Genomic DNA, 16,791 nt, shown 5'->3' with positions numbered 1-16,791 from the left:
CGCCCGATGACCGTCGCCACCCTCACAAGAGTGACCCCAAGCTGTTGTTAGGTTCGCTTTTTTTCCAGCTATCGAACGATCGTCCGAAGGAGCACGGACATCTGGACGTCCATACGTCCGGCGTGCCCGCAAGGAATTCCTAGGAAAAATAGTTTCACGAAGAACTGTTGACAGGCGTGGCAAAGGCCCCTTAAGGTCGGTCTCATGTCGCAGCGCACCAACATCAGCCGCATCGCCGAACACACCCGCCAGCAGGCGGCCGGCGCCGCGCTTCGACTTCGCGGCACGCTTCTCCTTGCCCTTGTACTCGTACTCCTTATTACCAACGGAGGTGCGGGCTGAGGGCATGTGTCCAGGTAACTAAGAAACAAACCTGAAGACTCCTCAAAACCCCGCACCTTCCGAAGGTAGCGGGGTTTTTTGTTGCCACTTATCACCGCCCCAAGCGGAGCAGACCATGAGCCACCCGAACCACACCACGCACGAAAATGACGGCGAGCCGGACGTAGGGCGCGTGCGCATCTTCGATACCACCTTGCGCGACGGCGAACAGGCCCCGGGCTTCTCGATGGACCGGCGCGCCAAGATGCGCATGGCCCACGCCCTGGAGGAACTGGGCGTCGACGTGATGGAAGCCGGCTTCCCCGCCGCCTCGCCGGACGACTTCGCCGCCGTGGCGGAAGTGGCCAAGGCGATGAAAGCGCCCACGGTCTGCGCCCTGGCGCGCTGCCAGCCGGGCGACATCGATGCCGCTGGCAAGGCACTGGCCCAGGCCCGCCGGTCGCGTATCCATGTGTTCCTGTCCACCAGCCCCCTGCATCGCGAGCACAAGCTGGGCAAGACCAAGGCGGAAGTGGTCGATATCGCCATTGCGGCGATCCTGCGGGCAAAAGACCAGTGCCACGAGGTGGAATTCTCCGCTGAAGACGCCCTGCGCACCGAGCACGATTTCCTGGTGGAAGTGTTCAACGCCGTCGCCGACGCTGGCGCGATCGTGCTCAACGCCCCCGACACCGTCGGCTACACCACGCCGGCGGAGATGATGGAGCTCTTCACCTTCCTGCAGGCCAACGTGCGCAGGCCCAGGGACGTGATCTTCTCGGCCCATTGCCACGACGACCTGGGCCTGGCCGTGGCCAATTCCATGGCAGCCATCAGCGCCGGCGCCCGCCAGGTGGAATGCACCATCAACGGCATCGGGGAGCGCGCCGGCAATGCGGCCATGGAAGAAATCGTGATGGCGCTGCGCACCCGTGCACCGTATTTCAAGGTCGATACCGGCATCGTCACCGAGCGCCTGTACCCCACCTCGCGCCTGCTTGCCAACCTCACCCAGCAGCCGGTGCCACGCAACAAGGCGATCGTCGGCGACAACGCCTTTGCCCATGAATCGGGCATCCACCAGCACGGCATGCTCAAGCATCGCGGCACCTACGAAATCATGCGGCCGGAAGATGTGGGCGCCAGCACCTCGCTGGTGCTGGGCAAGCACTCCGGCCGCCACGCGCTCCGCCAGCGGCTGGCTACCCTGGGCTTCGAGCTGGACGACGCCGCCATGGATGAAGTATTCGCCAACTTCAAGAAGCTGGCCGACCGCAAGCGCGAAGTGGTGGATGCGGACCTGGTAGCCCTGGCCGGCGGCGTCGATCCGGAGACGCAGGGCCCGTGGCACATCGAGAACATGCACGCCAACTCGCACGTGGGCGGCAGTGCCTCGGTCACGGTACAACTGCGCCACGACGACGGACGCGAAGCCAGCGAGGCCGCCATCGGTGACGGCCCTGTCGACGCCATGCTGCGCGCCGTGCAGCGCGCCACCGGCCAGCCGCTGGAACTGGTGGACTTCCAGGTACGGGCCATCAGCCAGGGCGGCGACGCCCAGGGCCACGCCAGCCTCTCCGCCACCCACCTGGGGCACGAGTACCGGGGCAATGGGGTAAGCACCGACATCGTCGAGGCCACCGCGCATGCGGTGCTGGCCATCGTCAACCGCATCGAACGCCAGTCGCCGCAAAAGGCGGCCGTGGCCGCTCAACGCTGAACCAGGAGCACGACCCATGCAAGCCCCTTCCCTCATCTGGCACAACGGCAGCATCAAGCCCTTTGCCGAAGCCACGGTTCATGTCGGCGCACACGCGCTGCACTACGGATCATCCGTCTTCGAAGGCATCCGCGTGTATGCCACGCCCGATGGTCCGCAGTACTTCCGCCTGAGCGACCACACCACGCGGCTGTTCCAGTCCGCGCGCGTGTACGACCTGGACCACGGCTACGACGCGCAAGCCATCGACCGCGCTTGCCGTGAGGTGATCGCCGCCAATGGGCTGGAGTCGGCCTATGTGCGGCCGATCATCTATCGCAGCGGCTTCACCTTCGCCCTGGCACCGCCGCTGGATACCGCGGTGGACGTGGCCATCATCGCCCTGCCCTGGGGCGCTTACCACGGTAGCGACGCGCTGGAGAAAGGCGTGGACGTGTGCGTTTCATCATGGAACCGCGCTGCGCCCAATACCTTTCCCAGCGGCGCCAAGGCCGCGGGCAACTACCTCAACAGCCAGCTGATCGCCCGCGAGGCCATCAGCGGCGGTTACGCCGAGGGCATCGCCCTGGGCACCGATGGCCTGCTCAGCGAAGGTGCCGGCGAGAACCTCTTCATCGTGCGCAACGGCGTGATCCACACGCCGCCGGTGGCCGCCAGCATCCTGTGCGGCATCACTCGCGACAGTGTGCTCACCCTGGCCCGCGCCCGTGGCTACAGCGTCGTCGAGCAGTCACTGCCGCGCGAGTTCCTGTACTTCGCCGACGAGGTGTTCATGACTGGCACCGCCGCCGAAGTAACCGCCGTGCGCTCGGTGGACCGCAAGCGCGTCGGCGACGGCGTCCCCGGCCCCGTCACTCGCCAACTGCAGGACGATTTCTTCGGCCTGTTCAACGGGCGTACCGAAGACCAATGGGGCTGGCTTACACCAGTGCACGCAAATACTGAAGCGAAGGTGGCCGCATGAGCGCCCGTACCCTGCTGGACAAACTCTGGGACGCTCACCAGGTGGTCGCCGAGACCGCGGCCACACCGGGCGTGCTCTACATCGATCTGCACCTGGTGCATGAAGTGACCTCCCCCCAGGCCTTCGACGAACTGCGCTCGCGCGGGCTCACCGTGCGCCGCCGCGACCGCACCCTGGCCACGCTCGACCATTCCACACCCACGCTCCCCGCCGATGCCGACGGCCGCCGTCCGTATTACACGCCTGAAGCGGAAAGCCAGGTGGCCAAGCTCGAGGCGAACGTCGCTGAGTTCGGCGTCGACCTGCTGGGCTGGGACAGTCCCGACCGCGGCATCGTGCACGTGGCAGGCCCTGAAGTGGGCGCCACCCATCCAGGCATGACTATCGTCTGCGGCGACAGCCACACCGCCACCCATGGCGCTTTCGGTGCACTGGCCTTCGGCATCGGCACTACCGAGGTCGGCCACGTGCTGGCCACGCAGTGCCTGCTGCAGCGCAAGCCCAGGTCGCTGGCGATCCACGTCGAAGGACAACTGCAGCGTGGCGTCACCGCCAAGGACTTGATCCTGCACATCATCGGCCAGATCGGCATCGGCGGCGGTACCGGCCATGTCATCGAATACCGCGGTTCGACCATTCGTTCACTGTCGATGGAAGAACGCATGACGGTGTGCAACATGTCGATCGAGGCCGGCGCCCGTGCAGGCCTCATCGCTCCCGACGACACCACTTTCAGCTGGCTGGAAGGCCGCCAGCGCGCACCAAAGGGTGCAGCCTGGGACAAGGCCGTGGCGCACTGGCGCACCCTGGCGTCCGACGAAGGAGCGAAGTACGACCAGGACGTGCATATCGACGCCAGCACCATCACCCCCAGCGTCACCTACGGCACCCACCCAGGCATGGTGGTGCCGATCGCCGGCAACGTGCCCAAGGCCGCCGATGCGCTGGAGCAAAAGGCCCTGGACTACATGCGCGTCACGGCCGGCAAACCGATGACGGGTGAGCATGTGGATGTCGTCTTCGTCGGCAGCTGCACCAATGCACGCCTGTCGGATCTGCACGCCGCCGCCGGCATCCTGCGCGGACGCAAGGTGGCTGACCATGTGCGGATGCTGGTGGTGCCGGGCTCGGAAAAGGTGCGGCGCGAAGCCGAGGCCGCTGGCCTGCACGAGGTGTTCCTTGCCGCCGGCGCCGAGTGGCGCGAGCCGGGCTGCTCGATGTGCATCGCCATGAACGGCGACCTGGCCCGGCCGGGCCAGTTGGTGGTGAGCACCTCCAACCGCAACTTCGAAGGCCGCCAGGGCAAGGGGGCACGTACGGTGCTGGCCAGCCCACTGGTGGCCGCGGCATCCGCCGTTGCCGGCGTGATCGCCGACCCCCGTGACTATCTCGACCAGGAGGCCGCCGCATGAGCAGCTCGCGACCGCTGGCCTACGTGCACTCCCGCACGGCGGTGCTGGCCAATGAAAACATCGACACCGACCGCATCATCCCGGCGCGTTTCCTTACCACCACCGAGCGTACGGGCCTTGGCAAGCACGCCTTCGAAGACTGGCGCTACCTGGCCGACGGCAGCGACAACCCGGAATTCGCGCTGAACAAGCCCGCTGCCCGCGGTTGCCACATCATCGTGGCCGGCCGCAACTTCGGTTGCGGTTCCTCTCGCGAGCATGCGCCCTGGGCCTTGCTGGACTACGGCATCACCGCGGTGATCTCCAGCGAGATCGCCGACATCTTCCGCGGCAACGCGCTGAAGAACGGCCTGCTGGCCGTGGTGGTGAGCGCAGCCGAACACCGCTGGCTTCTGGAACACCCAGGCATCGAACTGCGTATCGATGTTGCCGCCGGCAGCATCCGCCTGCCCGACGGCGGCGAGATCCGCTTCGAACTGGATGAATTCTCGCGCCACTGCCTGTTGAACGGCGTGGACCAGCTCGGCTTCCTGCTGCAGCAGGACAACGCCATTACCGCATTTGAAAAGAACCTGGAGCAGGCCGCATGAAGGCGACCATCGTGGTATTGCCCGGCGACGGCATTGGCCCGGAAGTAGCGGCCGCCGGTGTGGCCGTGCTCAAGGCCGTGGCTGAGCGCCATGGCCATGAATTTTCCTTCGACGAACAGCTGATCGGTGGCGCCGCCATCGACGCCGTCGGTGACCCGCTGCCGCCCGCTACCCGCGCTGCCTGCGAGAAGGCCGACGCCGTGCTGCTGGGCGCCGTAGGTGGTCCGAAGTGGTCCGACCCGAACGCCCCGGTGCGTCCCGAACAGGGCTTGCTGGCGATCCGCAAGGCGCTGGGCGTGTTCGCCAACGTTCGGCCACTGAAGCTGCATCCGCGCAGCGCCGCGCTGTCGCCGTTGAAGCCTGAGAAAACCAAGGGCGTGGACCTGGTGTTCATCCGCGAACTCACCGGCGGCATCTATTTCGGTGCCAAGACGCGCTCGGAAACCGAGGCTACAGACGAATGCCGCTACACCGTGGCCGAGATCGAGCGGGTGATGCGCCATGCCTTCGAACTGGCCCGCACACGGCGCAGCAAGGTGACCTCGGTGGACAAGGCCAACGTACTGGAGACCTCGCGCCTGTGGCGTTCGGTGGCCATCCGCATCGGCCAGGATTATCCCGATGTGTCGCTGGAACACCAGCTGGTCGATTCGATGGCCATGCTGTTGCTCACGCGTCCTGCCGACTACGACGTGATCGTCACCGAGAACATGTTCGGCGACATCCTCACCGACGAAGGCGCCGTGCTTGCCGGTTCCCTCGGCCTGTTGCCCTCGGCATCGCTGGGCGAAAAGCCATGCGGCCTGTACGAGCCGATCCACGGCTCGGCACCGGACATCGCAGGTAAAGGCCTGGCCAATCCGCTGGGCACCATCCTTTCCACCGCGATGCTGCTGCGCCATTCGCTCAACCTGCCCACGGAGGCTGCGCTCGTGGAAGCCGCTGTCGACGCCGTGCTCGAACACGGCAACCTCACCCGCGACGTCGGCGGCACCGCCAGTACGCAGGACGTGCTTAACGCAGTGCTCGACGCCTGCAACGCGAAAGCGGAGGCTGCATGAATACGAAGAAGATACCCATCGCGCTGCGCAGTGACGCGATCAAGACCGGCCCGGACCGTGCACCGGCACGCGCCATGCTGCGCGCCACGGGACTGGACGACGATGCCATCGCCCGGCCGATGGTGGCCATCGTGCACAGCTGGTCAAATGTCTCCCCCTGCAACCTCAACCTGCGCGACCTCGCCGAGGCCGCTGCCGAAGGCGTACGTGCGGCAGGCGGCACACCGGTGGAGTTCAACACCATCGCGGTGACCGACGGCATCGCCATGGGCACCTCAGGCATGCGCGCATCGCTGGTGAGCCGTGAGTTGATCACCGATTCGATCGAGCTGGCGGTGGATGGCCACTGCCTGGATGCGATGGTGGTGCTGTGCGGTTGCGACAAAACCATCCCCGCCGCGGCGATGGCACTGGCGCGGCTGAATATTCCCGGTGTTGCTCTCTACGGCGGCAGCATTGACCACGGGACCCGCAACGGCCAGTCCATCACCGTGCAGGAGGTGTTCGAAGCTGTGGGTGCGCATGGCGCCGGCAAGATCGACGATGCGGAACTGGCTGACGTCGAGCGCCATGCCTGTCCCGGTGCCGGCGCCTGCGGCGGCCAGTTCACCGCCAATACCATGGCCATGGTGCTGACTACGCTGGGCCTCACCCCGGTCGGCCTGAACGACATCGCCGCCACCGATCCCACCAAACGCGATGCCGCGCGCCGCTGCGGCGAACTTGCCATGGAAAACCTGATCGCAGGCCGCAAGCCGAGCGATATCCTCTCCCGCGCCGCCTTCGACAACGCCGCGCGCATGGTCGCCGCCACCGCCGGCTCCACCAATGCCGTGCTGCACCTGCTGGCCATCGCCCACGAGGCCCGCGTGGCGCTGTCCATCGAGGATTTCGAGCCGGCCTCGGCGCATACGCCGGTGATCGCCGACTTGAAACCCGCCGGCAAGTACAGCGCGGTGGAGCTGACCGCCGCCGGCGGCACGGCCATCGTGGCGCAGGAGCTACGCAAGGCCGGCATGCTCAAGGACACCCTTACCGTCACCGGCCGCACCCTGTTCGCCGACCTCGACACCGCCCCCGCGGCCACCAAGGGCCAGGACGTGGTGCGCACCGTCGCCAAGCCGATCAAGCCGCGCGGCGGCTATAGCATCCTCTACGGCAACCTGTCGCCTGAAGGCTGCATCCTGAAACTGGCTGGCCTCGGCCGCACCAGTCATGCCGGCCCCGCCCGCGTGTTCGAAAGCGAAGAGCAGGCGTTTGCCGCCGTGCAGGCGGGCAAGATCCGCGCGGGCGACGTGATGGTGATCCGCAATGAGGGCCCCGCCGGCGGCCCGGGCATGCGCGAGATGCTGGCGGTCACCGCCGCACTGGTCGGCCGCGGCCTCGGCAACGATGTGGCACTGATCACCGATGGCCGTTTCAGCGGTGCCACTCACGGCTTCATGGTGGGCCACATCGCTCCGGAAGCGGCGCGCGGCGGCCCGATTGCATTGCTGCGCGAAGGCGATGCGATCTTCATCGACGCCGGTACCCGGGAACTTCGCACCGACGCTGACCTTGCCTCGCGTCGCAGCAGTTGGCATCCGCCGGCACCGAAGGTCACCCGTGGCGCACTGGCCAAGTTCGCCCGCCTGGTGGGCTCGGCCGCCGAGGGCGCGGTGACCACCGCCTTCGAAGATACCGAAGCGCCGGTACCTGCCAGCCGGCCCATTCGCGATGAAGAACGCCTTACCCAAGCCTTGATCGGCAATTGAAGCCTCGCGGCACCCCCGCCGCCCTTGAACGCCATAGCGGAGAATGTAATGACCGACACGCAAGCCACCACCGCCCCTCTCGCCCGCGCGCGCATCGCCGTGCTCGGCTACGGCAGCCAGGGCCGCGCGCATGCGCTGAACCTCAAGGACTCGGGCCTCGACGTCGTCGTGGGCCTGCGCCCGGGCGGCCCCTCGTGGAACCGTGCCTACGTCGACGGCTTCGCCGTGGCCGAGCCCGGTGAAGCCGTGCGCGGCGCCGACCTCGTGGCCGTGCTGACGCCGGACATGGTGCAGCCGGACCTCTACCGCAACGCCATCGAGGCCAATATCAAGCCCGGCGCGGCGTTGCTGTTCGCCCACGGCTTCAACATCCATTTCGGCCAGATCAAGCCCCGTGCGGACATCGACGTGGTGCTGGTTGCGCCCAAGGGCCCCGGCGCGCTGGTGCGCCGTGAATATGAGATCGGCCGCGGCGTGCCGTGCCTGTTCGCCGTACACCAGGATGCCACCGGCAAGGCGGCGGAGAAAGCCCAGTCGTACGCCGCGGGTATCGGCGGCGCGCGCGCCATGCTGATCGAAACCGACTTCAAGGAAGAAACCGAAACCGACCTCTTCGGCGAACAGGCCGTGCTCTGCGGCGGCGCCACGGAACTGGTGATCAAGGGCTTCGAAACCCTCACCGAGGCGGGCTACCGCCCGGAGATCGCCTACTACGAAGTGATGCACGAGCTGAAGCTGATCGTGGACCTGTTCTACGAAGGCGGCATCAAGCGGATGCTGGAGTTCATCTCCGAAACCGCCCAGTACGGTGACTACACGCGTGGCCCCCGGGTGATCGACGCCAGCACCAAGGAGCGCATGAAGGCGGTGCTCAAGGACATCCAGGACGGCACCTTCGCGAGGGAATGGACCGCCGAATACCAGGCTGGCCTTCCCAACTACAAGAAGTTCAAGCAGGCCGACCTTGATCACCCGATCGAGAAAGTCGGCGCGGCGCTTCGTGCGCGCATGCCGTGGCTGCAGGGTTCAAAGGATCCGGCCCCCTCGGCACCTGCCGCAACACCGTGATGCACCCGCGCGCCGGCGTGATGCACGCCGGCGCGTACGGCGCTCGCCAAGAAGCACTTCGATCTCCTTGACGAAAGCTTCCCCAAAGGACTCATGTGAACGCGCAACTGGACACCCCCGGCGACATTAGCCCCAAGACCCATCCCCGCGCAGGTCAGGCACTGACCGGTGCCGATGTCGTGGTGCAGGTACTGGCCGACGAAGGCCTGGATGTTTTGTTTGGTTATTCCGGCGGCGCCATCCTGCCGGTGTACGACGCGCTCTTCCGCCACAACCTTGAGAACCCCCGGGCCGACGGCAGCGAGCCGCTGCCGTTGATCGTGCCTGCCAACGAACAGGGCGCGTGCTTCATGGCCGCAGGTTATGCGCGTGCCTCGGGCAAAGTGGGCGCGGCCCTGGTGACATCCGGCCCCGGCGCCACCAACGCCGTCACCCCGGTGCGCGACTGCACCGCCGATTCCATCCCGCTTGTGGTGATCAGCGGCCAGGTGCCCACCGCGGCCATCGGCACCGATGCCTTCCAGGAGGCGCCGATCAGCACCATCATGGGCGCGTGTGCCAAGCATGTGTTCCTGGTGACCGATGCCGGCACCCTCGAGGCCACCTTGCGCACCGCGTTCCACATCGCCCGCAGCGGCCGTCCCGGCCCCGTGGTGGTGGATATTCCCAAGGACGTGCAAAACACCGTGGTTACCTTCAAAGGCACGGGCCAGTTGCCGGTGCCCGGTTATCGCGCGCGCCTGCGCGCCATCGAGCAGACGCCGCTCAGCGACGCCCGCTGCGCGGAGTTCTTCGCCGCACTCAAGGCATCGAGCCGGCCGCTTATCTACGCCGGTGGCGGCATCATCACCGATGGGGCCCGCGACGCGTTGCGCGATTTCGCGCACAGTTTCGGCTTTCCCGTGACCACCACCTTGATGGGCATTGGCGGCTTCGACACCACCGATCCACTGGCCCTGCATATGCTGGGCATGCATGGCACGGCCTATGCGAATTACGCCGTGGACGACTGCGATTTCATCTTCGCGCTCGGCGCCCGTTTCGACGACCGCGTAGTGGGCGTGCCTGGCAAGTTCGCGCCTCGGGCCCGCACCATTGCCCAGATCGACATCGATCCGGCGGAGATCGGCAAGGTCAAGCAAGCGGACTGGTTCCACGCCGGCACGTTGCGCACATCGCTCGAACGCCTGCGTGCATGGGGTATCGCCCATGGCTTCCAGGCGGACTATTCCGCCTGGCATGAACACATTGCACAGCTGAAGTCCCGGCACTGCCTCAACTACGACCGGGAAAGCCCGCTGATCCAGCCCTACGCGGTGATCGAGGCGATCAACCGCATCACGAAGGGGCACGCCATCATCAGCACGGGTGTGGGCCAGCACCAGATGTGGTCGGCGCAATATTTCGATTTTCGCGAACCGCGCCGCTGGCTTACCTCAGGATCCATGGGAACGATGGGCTTCGGCCTGCCCGCCGCGATCGGCGCGCAATTCGCCCGACCGGACCTGGTAGTGATCGATATCGATGGCGATGCATCGATCCGCATGAACATAGGTGAGCTCGAAACCGTCACCACCTACAACCTGCCTGTGAAGGTGGTGGTGCTGAACAATGTCGGTGACGGCATGGTGCGGCAATGGCAGAAACTCTTTTTCAAGGGAAGGTTCTCAGCTTCCGACAAGAGCCTGCACAAGAAGGATTTCGTCAAGGCCGCCGAGGCCGACGGCTTCGACTGGGCCCGGCGCCTGGACGACCCTTCAGCCATCGAATCCACCATCGCCCAGTTCCTTGCCTTCGAAGGCCCTGCGTTCCTTGAAGTGATGATCGACCCCGATGCCGGCGTTTACCCCATGGTCGGCCCCGGCGCCTGCTACGCGGAGATGGTCACCGGCGACTTCATTGCCAACCGCGGTGCGGCGCCCGCCGCACCGTCCCCCACTGTCGCCAGTCCCACGGGGATGTTCTGAGCATGAGGCATTTGATTTCCATCCTGCTGCAGAACGAAGCCGGTGCACTGGCGCGGGTAGCGGGCCTGTTCGCCGCGCGCGGCTACAACATCGAATCGCTTACCGTTGCCGCCACGGGCGATGAGGAAGCGTCGCGGCTGTCGTTGGTGGTCTATGGCGACGACGCCGTGGTGGAGCAGATCGTCAAGCAGTCGCGCAAGCTGGTGGACGTGATTACCATCGAGGAGCTCACCACTCGCGACCATGTGGAGCGCGAACTGGTGGTGGTGCGCTTCGCAGCCTCAGGGCTGGCCTGGGCCAGCAACCACGCCCGCGTGCTCACCAGCGATGGCGAGCACTGCGTGGCCGAATTCAGCGGCCACACGGACGATGTGGATGAATTCCTGGCCCAGTTGGCTAGCCGCGCAACCTTGGACGGTGTAGCGCGCAGCGGCCTGGCCGCGCTCGCTTCGTAAGGTCTTTTTCCGACAATTTTGCTACGACGACAAGCGCTTCTTGATCGCGTCGGTTTGGATGCATGCGTAGGGTCACGTCCACCCAGATGACGGATCCGACGCATGCTCTCCCTAGCCAATGGCTGCAACGCCTTGCCCCACGTAGTCCTCGATGTCGATGGCTACCCTGCCTTGGCCGCCGAAGTCTCACGCGTCGAAGCACACTCCTCTATTGCGTTTCCCGCTCAATCGATGAAAGAGGTCGCCAATGTACCTGGTTCATCGCTCCGGGAAGCCGTCGCGGCGATCGTGGACGATAAAGACATAGCCGATCGCATCGCTGGCGAACTTGCGCAGGCAGGGGTATCAGCCCAGGAGCTGGAAGTGCTACTTTGCCGCGCCATGGGGCGCGATGCCTGGACCGACGTCGCACGCTATGCATTGCGCGACGGTCTCCCTTCGGCCCTGGTAACACTGGCACTCAACCTCTGGGGCTTCGAGGGCTTTGCCGAACTGACCGGCGATACGGCCGCGGCTGCCGCCCTGTACGGTACCTGCCTGGGCTCGGCGATTGTCGTGCTTGACGAACAGTTCCAGCACATGTTCGAAGGCATGACCTATGTCCCGGCCACGCTTGCTTCAAAGATACCTGCTGCGCCCTATCTCGTCGCCACGACGCTTCCGCTGACGTTGCGCAACCTCGTGCGCGCCTTTGCCCATGCGTCCCTGGTGTTGGCTGGAAGGCCTGAGCTCGCGGGAGATATCGACAATGGCATCGAGGTCGCCGGCGGCTTGCTCGCCACCGTAACGACCGGCCATGCGATGCAGCAGCTTTCCCTTCCCGGAGTCCGTAAGCGCCAGGGCGCGATCCTGATGCGCGAAGACCTGGCTTCCATCCTGCCGCGACTTCGCGATGGGCCTGCCGGACATGTTGGCCGCGTTGCGCGGCAGGCAGGACAGGCGGCGTGTCGGGCACTTGTTTACTTGCCCGCGGGCTTTCGCAAGCTTGCCACGCCGGCGGGTGCCGTCACGATCGCTACGCTTACCGCGTTCGTGCCAGCGGCACTGGCCGCCGTGACCGCCACCCGCGATGCCGTCCACGACGACGCGCCGGGAATTCGGGAAGGGGCCGCCGAACTGGCGCGCACCGGTGTGCTTCTTTCAGCCTATCTCCTGCTCGCGGGGGCAGCCCGCTACGCCGCACCTGCTTTTGATACGGTCGGCGCTGCCTTGCGTTACGTGGGCGGTGTTGGCCTTACCTCGGCATCACGAATGAATTTCGGCCGCTTCACGTGGGGTCCGGGATGGTAAAGCGTCTGTCCATGTAAGGAATTTCCCATGCCCAACAACCCCATGAACCCCCAGCCACCCATCGCCGAACCCGGCAAGGAACGCCCCGACGGCGACATGCGGGAGCCCGGCCACTACAAGCCCGAACACGACGCCGATCCGGATGTAGGCGATGAAGAAGTAGATGAAGATGAGATCTGACGCTTAACCGGGACATCGCGCGGCGCTAGACTCATGCCGATGAGTCCGCCGCGCAAACCGCGCCGTCGCCCCGCGACCGCCGCCACCAGGAAAGCCCCGGCCCGCAAGGCGCCAGCCGCCGCGGCACCGCCGTCTGCACGTCCGGCGGACGCTACTGCGGGTGCATCGAAGGTGGTCGACTGGCTGCTTTCCCGCCTGCCCCCCGCATGGCGCGGGAAGGCCCGGGATTATCTGGTACTCACCCGGATGGACCGGCCGATCGGCGCGCTGCTATTGCTTTGGCCCACCTGGTGGGCACTATGGATCGCCGCCGGTGACTTCCCGCCCTTCGGGCCCTGGGTCATCTTTACCCTGGGCGTGTTCTTCATGCGCGCGGCGGGCTGCGCCATCAACGACTTCGCCGATCGCAAGCTCGATCCGCACGTGGCGCGCACCGCCGGGCGGCCGCTGGCCACGGGGCGGGTAACACCACGTGAAGCGCTGGCCGTGTTCGGCGTGCTGCTGCTGGCGTCGTTCGTGCTGGTGCTCTTCACCAACCGGCTTACCATCTACCTGTCGTTCGCCGGCGCCGCGCTGGCGGCGATCTATCCCTTTACCAAGCGCTATACCAACCTGCCGCAGGTGGTGCTGGGCGCTGCCTTCGGCTGGTCGATCCCGATGGCCTTCGCCGCGGTCACCAACACGGTGCCGCCGGTGGCATGGTTGCTGTTCCTGGCCAATATCGTGTGGTCGACGATGTACGACACCCAATACGCCATGGTCGACCGCGAAGACGACATCAAGGTGGGCGCGAAGTCCACCGCGATCCTCTTCGGCGATGCGGACCTGGCCATCCTGTGGATCCTGATGGGCACGTTCGTACTGGCCATGGTGATGGTGGGTACGCGTGCCTCGCTGGGCTGGCCCTACTGGCTGTCGATCGTTGCCACGTGCGGCCTGTTCGGCTGGCAGCAATGGCTCACCCGCGGCCGTGAGCGCCTGGCGTGCCTTGCCGCCTTCCGCCACAACAACTGGGTGGGTCTGGTGTTGTGGGTGGGCATTGTGCTGGCGCTGGCCCTGAAGTAGCCCCTTACGCGCGCGCCAGCGCCCAGGCATCGACGGTTGTTGCGCCGGCTGCCAGCAAAGCTCGCGTACAGGCCTCCATGGTGGCACCGGTGGTCATCACGTCGTCCAGGACAGCCACATGCGCAGGCACTGGGCCTGCGACGGAAAAGGCATCCCGCAGGTTGCCGCGTCGCGCCTGGGCGTCGAGTTCGGTCTGGGCCACGGTGCGCCGCGAACGCCCCAGGCAAGGGACCAGGGGTAACCCCAGGTGCCGGGCCAGCGGTCGCGCCAGTTCCAGTGCCTGGTTGTAGCCACGCGTCCGAAGCCGGGAACGATGCAGGGGGACCGGCACGATCGCATCGGGCAACTGTGGTGGCGGCTCGGCAGCGCACCACATCCACGCCAGCACCCGTCCGCACGCGAGATCGCCATGGAACTTGAACCGCGCTTCCAGGAGGTCCAGTGGCCATGCATAGCGGAACGGTACCCAGGCGCCGGACCAGGGGGGTGGCTGGCGGACACAGCCGCTGCATAGCGACAGGCTCGGTGGGACCGGCAGGCCGCAACGCCGGCAGGCGTGATGATTGGCGCCCATGTCGGCCAGGCACGCCATGCACAGGTCCATGCCGTCGCCTGGCGCGTCGCAAAGCAGGCAACGGGCGGGAATCAGGCGGTCGAGGACCGCTGTAAACCTTCTGATGATTATGTTGGTTGACACAATGGCACGCCCTTTCCACACTTCGCCTTTCCCCATCCCCCGGAGTCGCCGATGCCTGCCACCCTCCGCCACGACTGGTCCCGCGAGGAAATCCAGGCGTTGTTCGATCTTCCCTTCGGCGAACTGCTCCATCGCGCCCACCTCGTTCATCGCGAGCATCACGACCCCCAGGCGGTGCAGGTATCCACCTTGCTGTCGATCAAGACCGGCGGCTGCCCGGAGGACTGCGCCTATTGTCCGCAGGCCCAGCGTTACGACACGGGGGTGAAGGCCGAAAAACTGATGAGCGTGGATGCCGTGGTGGCGCGGGCGATAGCCGCCCGCGAGGCCGGCGCCAGCCGCTTCTGCATGGGCGCCGCCTGGCGTGCACCGAAGGATCGCGATGTGGAAAAGGTGGCGCAGATCGTCACCGCGGTAAAGGCGCTGGGCCTGGAAACCTGCGCCACCCTGGGCATGCTCACCGGTCCGCAGGCATCCGCACTGAAGGATGCCGGGCTGGACTACTACAACCACAACCTGGACACCGCGCCGGAGTTCTACGGCGAGATCATCCACACGCGCGACTACCAGGATCGCCTGGATACGCTCGGCCACGTGCGCGACGCGGGCCTTCGAACCTGCTGCGGCGGCATCGTCGGCATGGGCGAGTCGCCTGACGGCCGGTCTGGCCTGCTGCAGGCGTTGGCCAACCTGCCCCAGCACCCCGAATCGGTGCCGATCAACCAGCTGGTGCGGGTACCGGGCACGCCGCTGGCCGATGCCGCGCCGCTGGATCCGTTCGACTTCGTGCGCACCATCGCGGTAGCGCGGATCCTGATGCCGGCTTCGATGGTGCGTTTGTCGGCCGGACGCCAGCAGATGGACGATGCCGTGCAGGCGCTTTGCTTCCACGCCGGGGCGAATTCGATCTTCTACGGCGAGAAGCTGTTGACCACCGGCAATCCCGACGTCGAACACGACCGCCAGTTGTTCAAGCGGCTGGGCATCCATGCGATGGACATCGCCGCCGACACCAGTACCGTGCACGCCGATATCGTCGAACCCTGCGCCGCGTGAGGCCTTCGCTGCTGGCTGCACTGGCGGCGGCGGCCAGCAAGCGGGAAGCGGACGGCCTTTATCGGCGCCTGCGCACGGTCGATGCCGGCGACGGACGGCATGCCATGGTCGAGGGGCGCCGTTACCTGATATTCGGCAGCAACGACTACCTGGGCCTGGCCCATCACCCGGATGTGGTTGCCGCGCTCACTCGCGCGATCCAGGCGGGCTCGGGTGCCGCACACCTGGTCAACGGGCATACGCGTGAACACGCGGCGCTCGAGGAAGCCCTGGCGGCCTGGACCGGACGCGAGAAAGCGTTGTTGTTTTCCACAGGCATGATGGCCAACGCCGGCGTGATGCAGGTGTTGCTGGGTTCCGTCGCCGGATCGATATCGATCCAGGACCGCCTGAACCATGCCAGCCTGATCGATGGCGCGCGCGCCGTGGGCGCCGAACTTCGGCGGTATCCCCATGGCGATGCCGACGGGGCGGCGCGGCAACTGGCCCTGCGCTCCGCCCAGGCGGCGCTGGTGTCGACCGATGGTGTATTCAGCATGGACGGTGATATCGCACCACTGGTGGAACTGGCCGGCATTTGCCGTGGCGAAGGCGCCTTGCTGCATGTGGATGACGCCCATGGCCTGGGCGTGGTCGGCCAACACGGGGCCGGCAGTGTCGCCGCGGCGAAGCTGGACGCGACTGACGTCCCGGTGCTGATGGGCACGCTGGGCAAGGCCCTGGGCACCTCCGGTGCGTTCGTGGCCGGAAGCGCCAGCCTGATCGATGGGCTGGTGCAATTTGCTCGCACTTATATCTACACCACGGCCATGCCTCCGGCGCTGGCCGCGGCCAGCCGGGTGGCGGTTGGCCTCGCCCAGGCTGCCGACGACCGCCGCGCCAGGCTTGCGAGCCTCGTTTCGCGGTTCCGGGCCGGTGCTGGTCAACTGGGCCTGACATTGCTGCCGTCGGCTACGCCGATCCAGCCGCTGATCCTGGGCGAGGCGACCCTCGCCAGCGGCGTGGCCGCTGCACTTGCGGCGGACGGTATCCTTGCCACGGCCATCCGGCCACCCACCGTGCCTGCAGGCAAAGCCCGGCTGCGCCTGACGTTTTCGGCCCTGCACGAGCCATCGGACGTCGATCGCCTGCTCGATGCATTGGAACGGGCCGTGCCCGGGGCCGCACGGGGCCACGCGGTACAATAGGCGG

Annotated in this window: 16 protein-coding genes; 15 read left to right on the top strand and 1 reads right to left on the bottom strand. The window is 66.3% G+C overall.

All coding sequences use genetic code 11. The annotated features are described in order from the left end of the window. The first annotated feature begins 204 nt into the window (after positions 1-204). From VGM61_RS08060 to ubiA, 13 genes are all read left to right on the top strand, one after another. Positions 205-342, top strand: coding sequence for a hypothetical protein (locus tag VGM61_RS08060; protein ID WP_331522243.1), 138 nt, complete (start codon positions 205-207; stop codon positions 340-342). 115 nt (positions 343-457) lie between these two features. Further along, positions 458-2,041, top strand: a complete 1,584-nt coding sequence (locus VGM61_RS08055) for a 2-isopropylmalate synthase (protein WP_331522242.1) — start codon at positions 458-460, stop codon at positions 2,039-2,041. 16 nt (positions 2,042-2,057) lie between these two features. Continuing rightward, positions 2,058-3,005 carry a branched-chain amino acid transaminase gene (locus VGM61_RS08050; RefSeq protein ID WP_331522241.1) on the top strand — a complete coding sequence of 316 codons (948 nt, stop codon included), beginning with the start codon at positions 2,058-2,060 and terminating at the stop codon, positions 3,003-3,005. After that, entirely contained in the window at positions 3,002-4,417 is a 1,416-nt protein-coding gene (leuC, locus tag VGM61_RS08045; RefSeq protein WP_331522240.1) for a 3-isopropylmalate dehydratase large subunit, read from the top strand. Before VGM61_RS08050 ends, leuC begins: the two co-directional genes overlap by 4 nt. After that, positions 4,414-5,007 (top strand): 3-isopropylmalate dehydratase small subunit, encoded by a 594-nt coding sequence (leuD, locus tag VGM61_RS08040; protein ID WP_331522239.1) that lies wholly within the window; start codon positions 4,414-4,416, stop codon positions 5,005-5,007. Before leuC ends, leuD begins: the two co-directional genes overlap by 4 nt. Continuing rightward, complete coding sequence (leuB, locus tag VGM61_RS08035) at positions 5,004-6,068, top strand: 3-isopropylmalate dehydrogenase (protein WP_331522238.1); 1,065 nt, start codon at positions 5,004-5,006, stop codon at positions 6,066-6,068. Before leuD ends, leuB begins: the two co-directional genes overlap by 4 nt. Continuing rightward, the gene (gene ilvD / locus VGM61_RS08030) at positions 6,065-7,822 is read left to right on the top strand and encodes a dihydroxy-acid dehydratase (RefSeq protein WP_414694826.1); all 1,758 of its coding nucleotides are present in this window, start codon (positions 6,065-6,067) and stop codon (positions 7,820-7,822) included. Before leuB ends, ilvD begins: the two co-directional genes overlap by 4 nt. 48 nt (positions 7,823-7,870) lie before the next feature. Next, complete coding sequence (gene ilvC, locus VGM61_RS08025) at positions 7,871-8,890, top strand: ketol-acid reductoisomerase (RefSeq protein WP_331522237.1); 1,020 nt, start codon at positions 7,871-7,873, stop codon at positions 8,888-8,890. A 95-nt stretch (positions 8,891-8,985) separates the two neighbouring features. Further along, positions 8,986-10,857, top strand: coding sequence for a biosynthetic-type acetolactate synthase large subunit (gene ilvB, locus VGM61_RS08020; RefSeq protein WP_331522236.1), 1,872 nt, complete (start codon positions 8,986-8,988; stop codon positions 10,855-10,857). 2 nt (positions 10,858-10,859) lie between these two features. Beyond that, a complete protein-coding gene (gene ilvN, locus VGM61_RS08015; protein ID WP_331522235.1) occupies positions 10,860-11,312 on the top strand; it encodes an acetolactate synthase small subunit in 453 nt (150 codons plus the stop codon). 102 nt (positions 11,313-11,414) lie between these two features. Next, positions 11,415-12,602 (top strand): hypothetical protein, encoded by a 1,188-nt coding sequence (locus VGM61_RS08010; RefSeq protein ID WP_331522234.1) that lies wholly within the window; start codon positions 11,415-11,417, stop codon positions 12,600-12,602. A gap of 27 nt (positions 12,603-12,629) precedes the next feature. Next, complete coding sequence (locus VGM61_RS08005) at positions 12,630-12,782, top strand: hypothetical protein (protein WP_331522233.1); 153 nt, start codon at positions 12,630-12,632, stop codon at positions 12,780-12,782. Positions 12,783-12,953: 171 nt separating this feature from the next. Then, complete coding sequence (gene ubiA, locus VGM61_RS08000; protein ID WP_331522287.1) at positions 12,954-13,847, top strand: 4-hydroxybenzoate octaprenyltransferase; 894 nt, start codon at positions 12,954-12,956, stop codon at positions 13,845-13,847. Positions 13,848-13,851: 4 nt separating this feature from the next. On the opposite strand, the gene VGM61_RS07995 is transcribed toward ubiA, so the two are convergent. Continuing rightward, positions 13,852-14,580, bottom strand: coding sequence for a ComF family protein (locus VGM61_RS07995; RefSeq protein ID WP_331522232.1), 729 nt, complete (start codon positions 14,578-14,580; stop codon positions 13,852-13,854). A gap of 15 nt (positions 14,581-14,595) precedes the next feature. Between VGM61_RS07995 and bioB the strand changes: the two genes are divergently transcribed. Both bioB and VGM61_RS07985 read left to right on the top strand, forming a co-directional pair. Then, the gene (gene bioB, locus VGM61_RS07990; protein WP_331522231.1) at positions 14,596-15,600 is read left to right on the top strand and encodes a biotin synthase BioB; all 1,005 of its coding nucleotides are present in this window, start codon (positions 14,596-14,598) and stop codon (positions 15,598-15,600) included. Then, on the top strand, positions 15,597-16,787 hold the full coding sequence (locus VGM61_RS07985; RefSeq protein ID WP_414694825.1) for an aminotransferase class I/II-fold pyridoxal phosphate-dependent enzyme: 1,191 nt from the start codon (positions 15,597-15,599) through the stop codon (positions 16,785-16,787). The genes bioB and VGM61_RS07985 overlap by 4 nt, the downstream gene beginning before the upstream one ends. Positions 16,788-16,791 lie beyond the last annotated feature (4 nt).

It is taken from the genome of Pinirhizobacter sp. (assembly GCF_036499745.1).
Lineage (GTDB): Bacteria > Pseudomonadota > Gammaproteobacteria > Xanthomonadales > Rhodanobacteraceae > Pinirhizobacter.
Note: the sequence above shows the minus strand (reverse complement) of the source record. Positions and strands in the feature narration are given on the sequence as shown.

Coding starts and splice junctions, on each gene's coding strand:
- VGM61_RS08060 (WP_331522243.1), top strand. CDS start 205: ATGTCGCAGCGCACCAACATCAGCCGCATCGCCGAACACACCCGCCAG.
- VGM61_RS08055 (WP_331522242.1), top strand. CDS start 458: ATGAGCCACCCGAACCACACCACGCACGAAAATGACGGCGAGCCGGAC.
- VGM61_RS08050 (WP_331522241.1), top strand. CDS start 2,058: ATGCAAGCCCCTTCCCTCATCTGGCACAACGGCAGCATCAAGCCCTTT.
- leuC (WP_331522240.1), top strand. CDS start 3,002: ATGAGCGCCCGTACCCTGCTGGACAAACTCTGGGACGCTCACCAGGTG.
- leuD (WP_331522239.1), top strand. CDS start 4,414: ATGAGCAGCTCGCGACCGCTGGCCTACGTGCACTCCCGCACGGCGGTG.
- leuB (WP_331522238.1), top strand. CDS start 5,004: ATGAAGGCGACCATCGTGGTATTGCCCGGCGACGGCATTGGCCCGGAA.
- ilvD (WP_414694826.1), top strand. CDS start 6,065: ATGAATACGAAGAAGATACCCATCGCGCTGCGCAGTGACGCGATCAAG.
- ilvC (WP_331522237.1), top strand. CDS start 7,871: ATGACCGACACGCAAGCCACCACCGCCCCTCTCGCCCGCGCGCGCATC.
- ilvN (WP_331522235.1), top strand. CDS start 10,860: ATGAGGCATTTGATTTCCATCCTGCTGCAGAACGAAGCCGGTGCACTG.
- VGM61_RS08010 (WP_331522234.1), top strand. CDS start 11,415: ATGCTCTCCCTAGCCAATGGCTGCAACGCCTTGCCCCACGTAGTCCTC.
- VGM61_RS08005 (WP_331522233.1), top strand. CDS start 12,630: ATGCCCAACAACCCCATGAACCCCCAGCCACCCATCGCCGAACCCGGC.
- VGM61_RS07995 (WP_331522232.1), bottom strand. CDS start 14,580: ATGGGGAAAGGCGAAGTGTGGAAAGGGCGTGCCATTGTGTCAACCAAC.
- bioB (WP_331522231.1), top strand. CDS start 14,596: ATGCCTGCCACCCTCCGCCACGACTGGTCCCGCGAGGAAATCCAGGCG.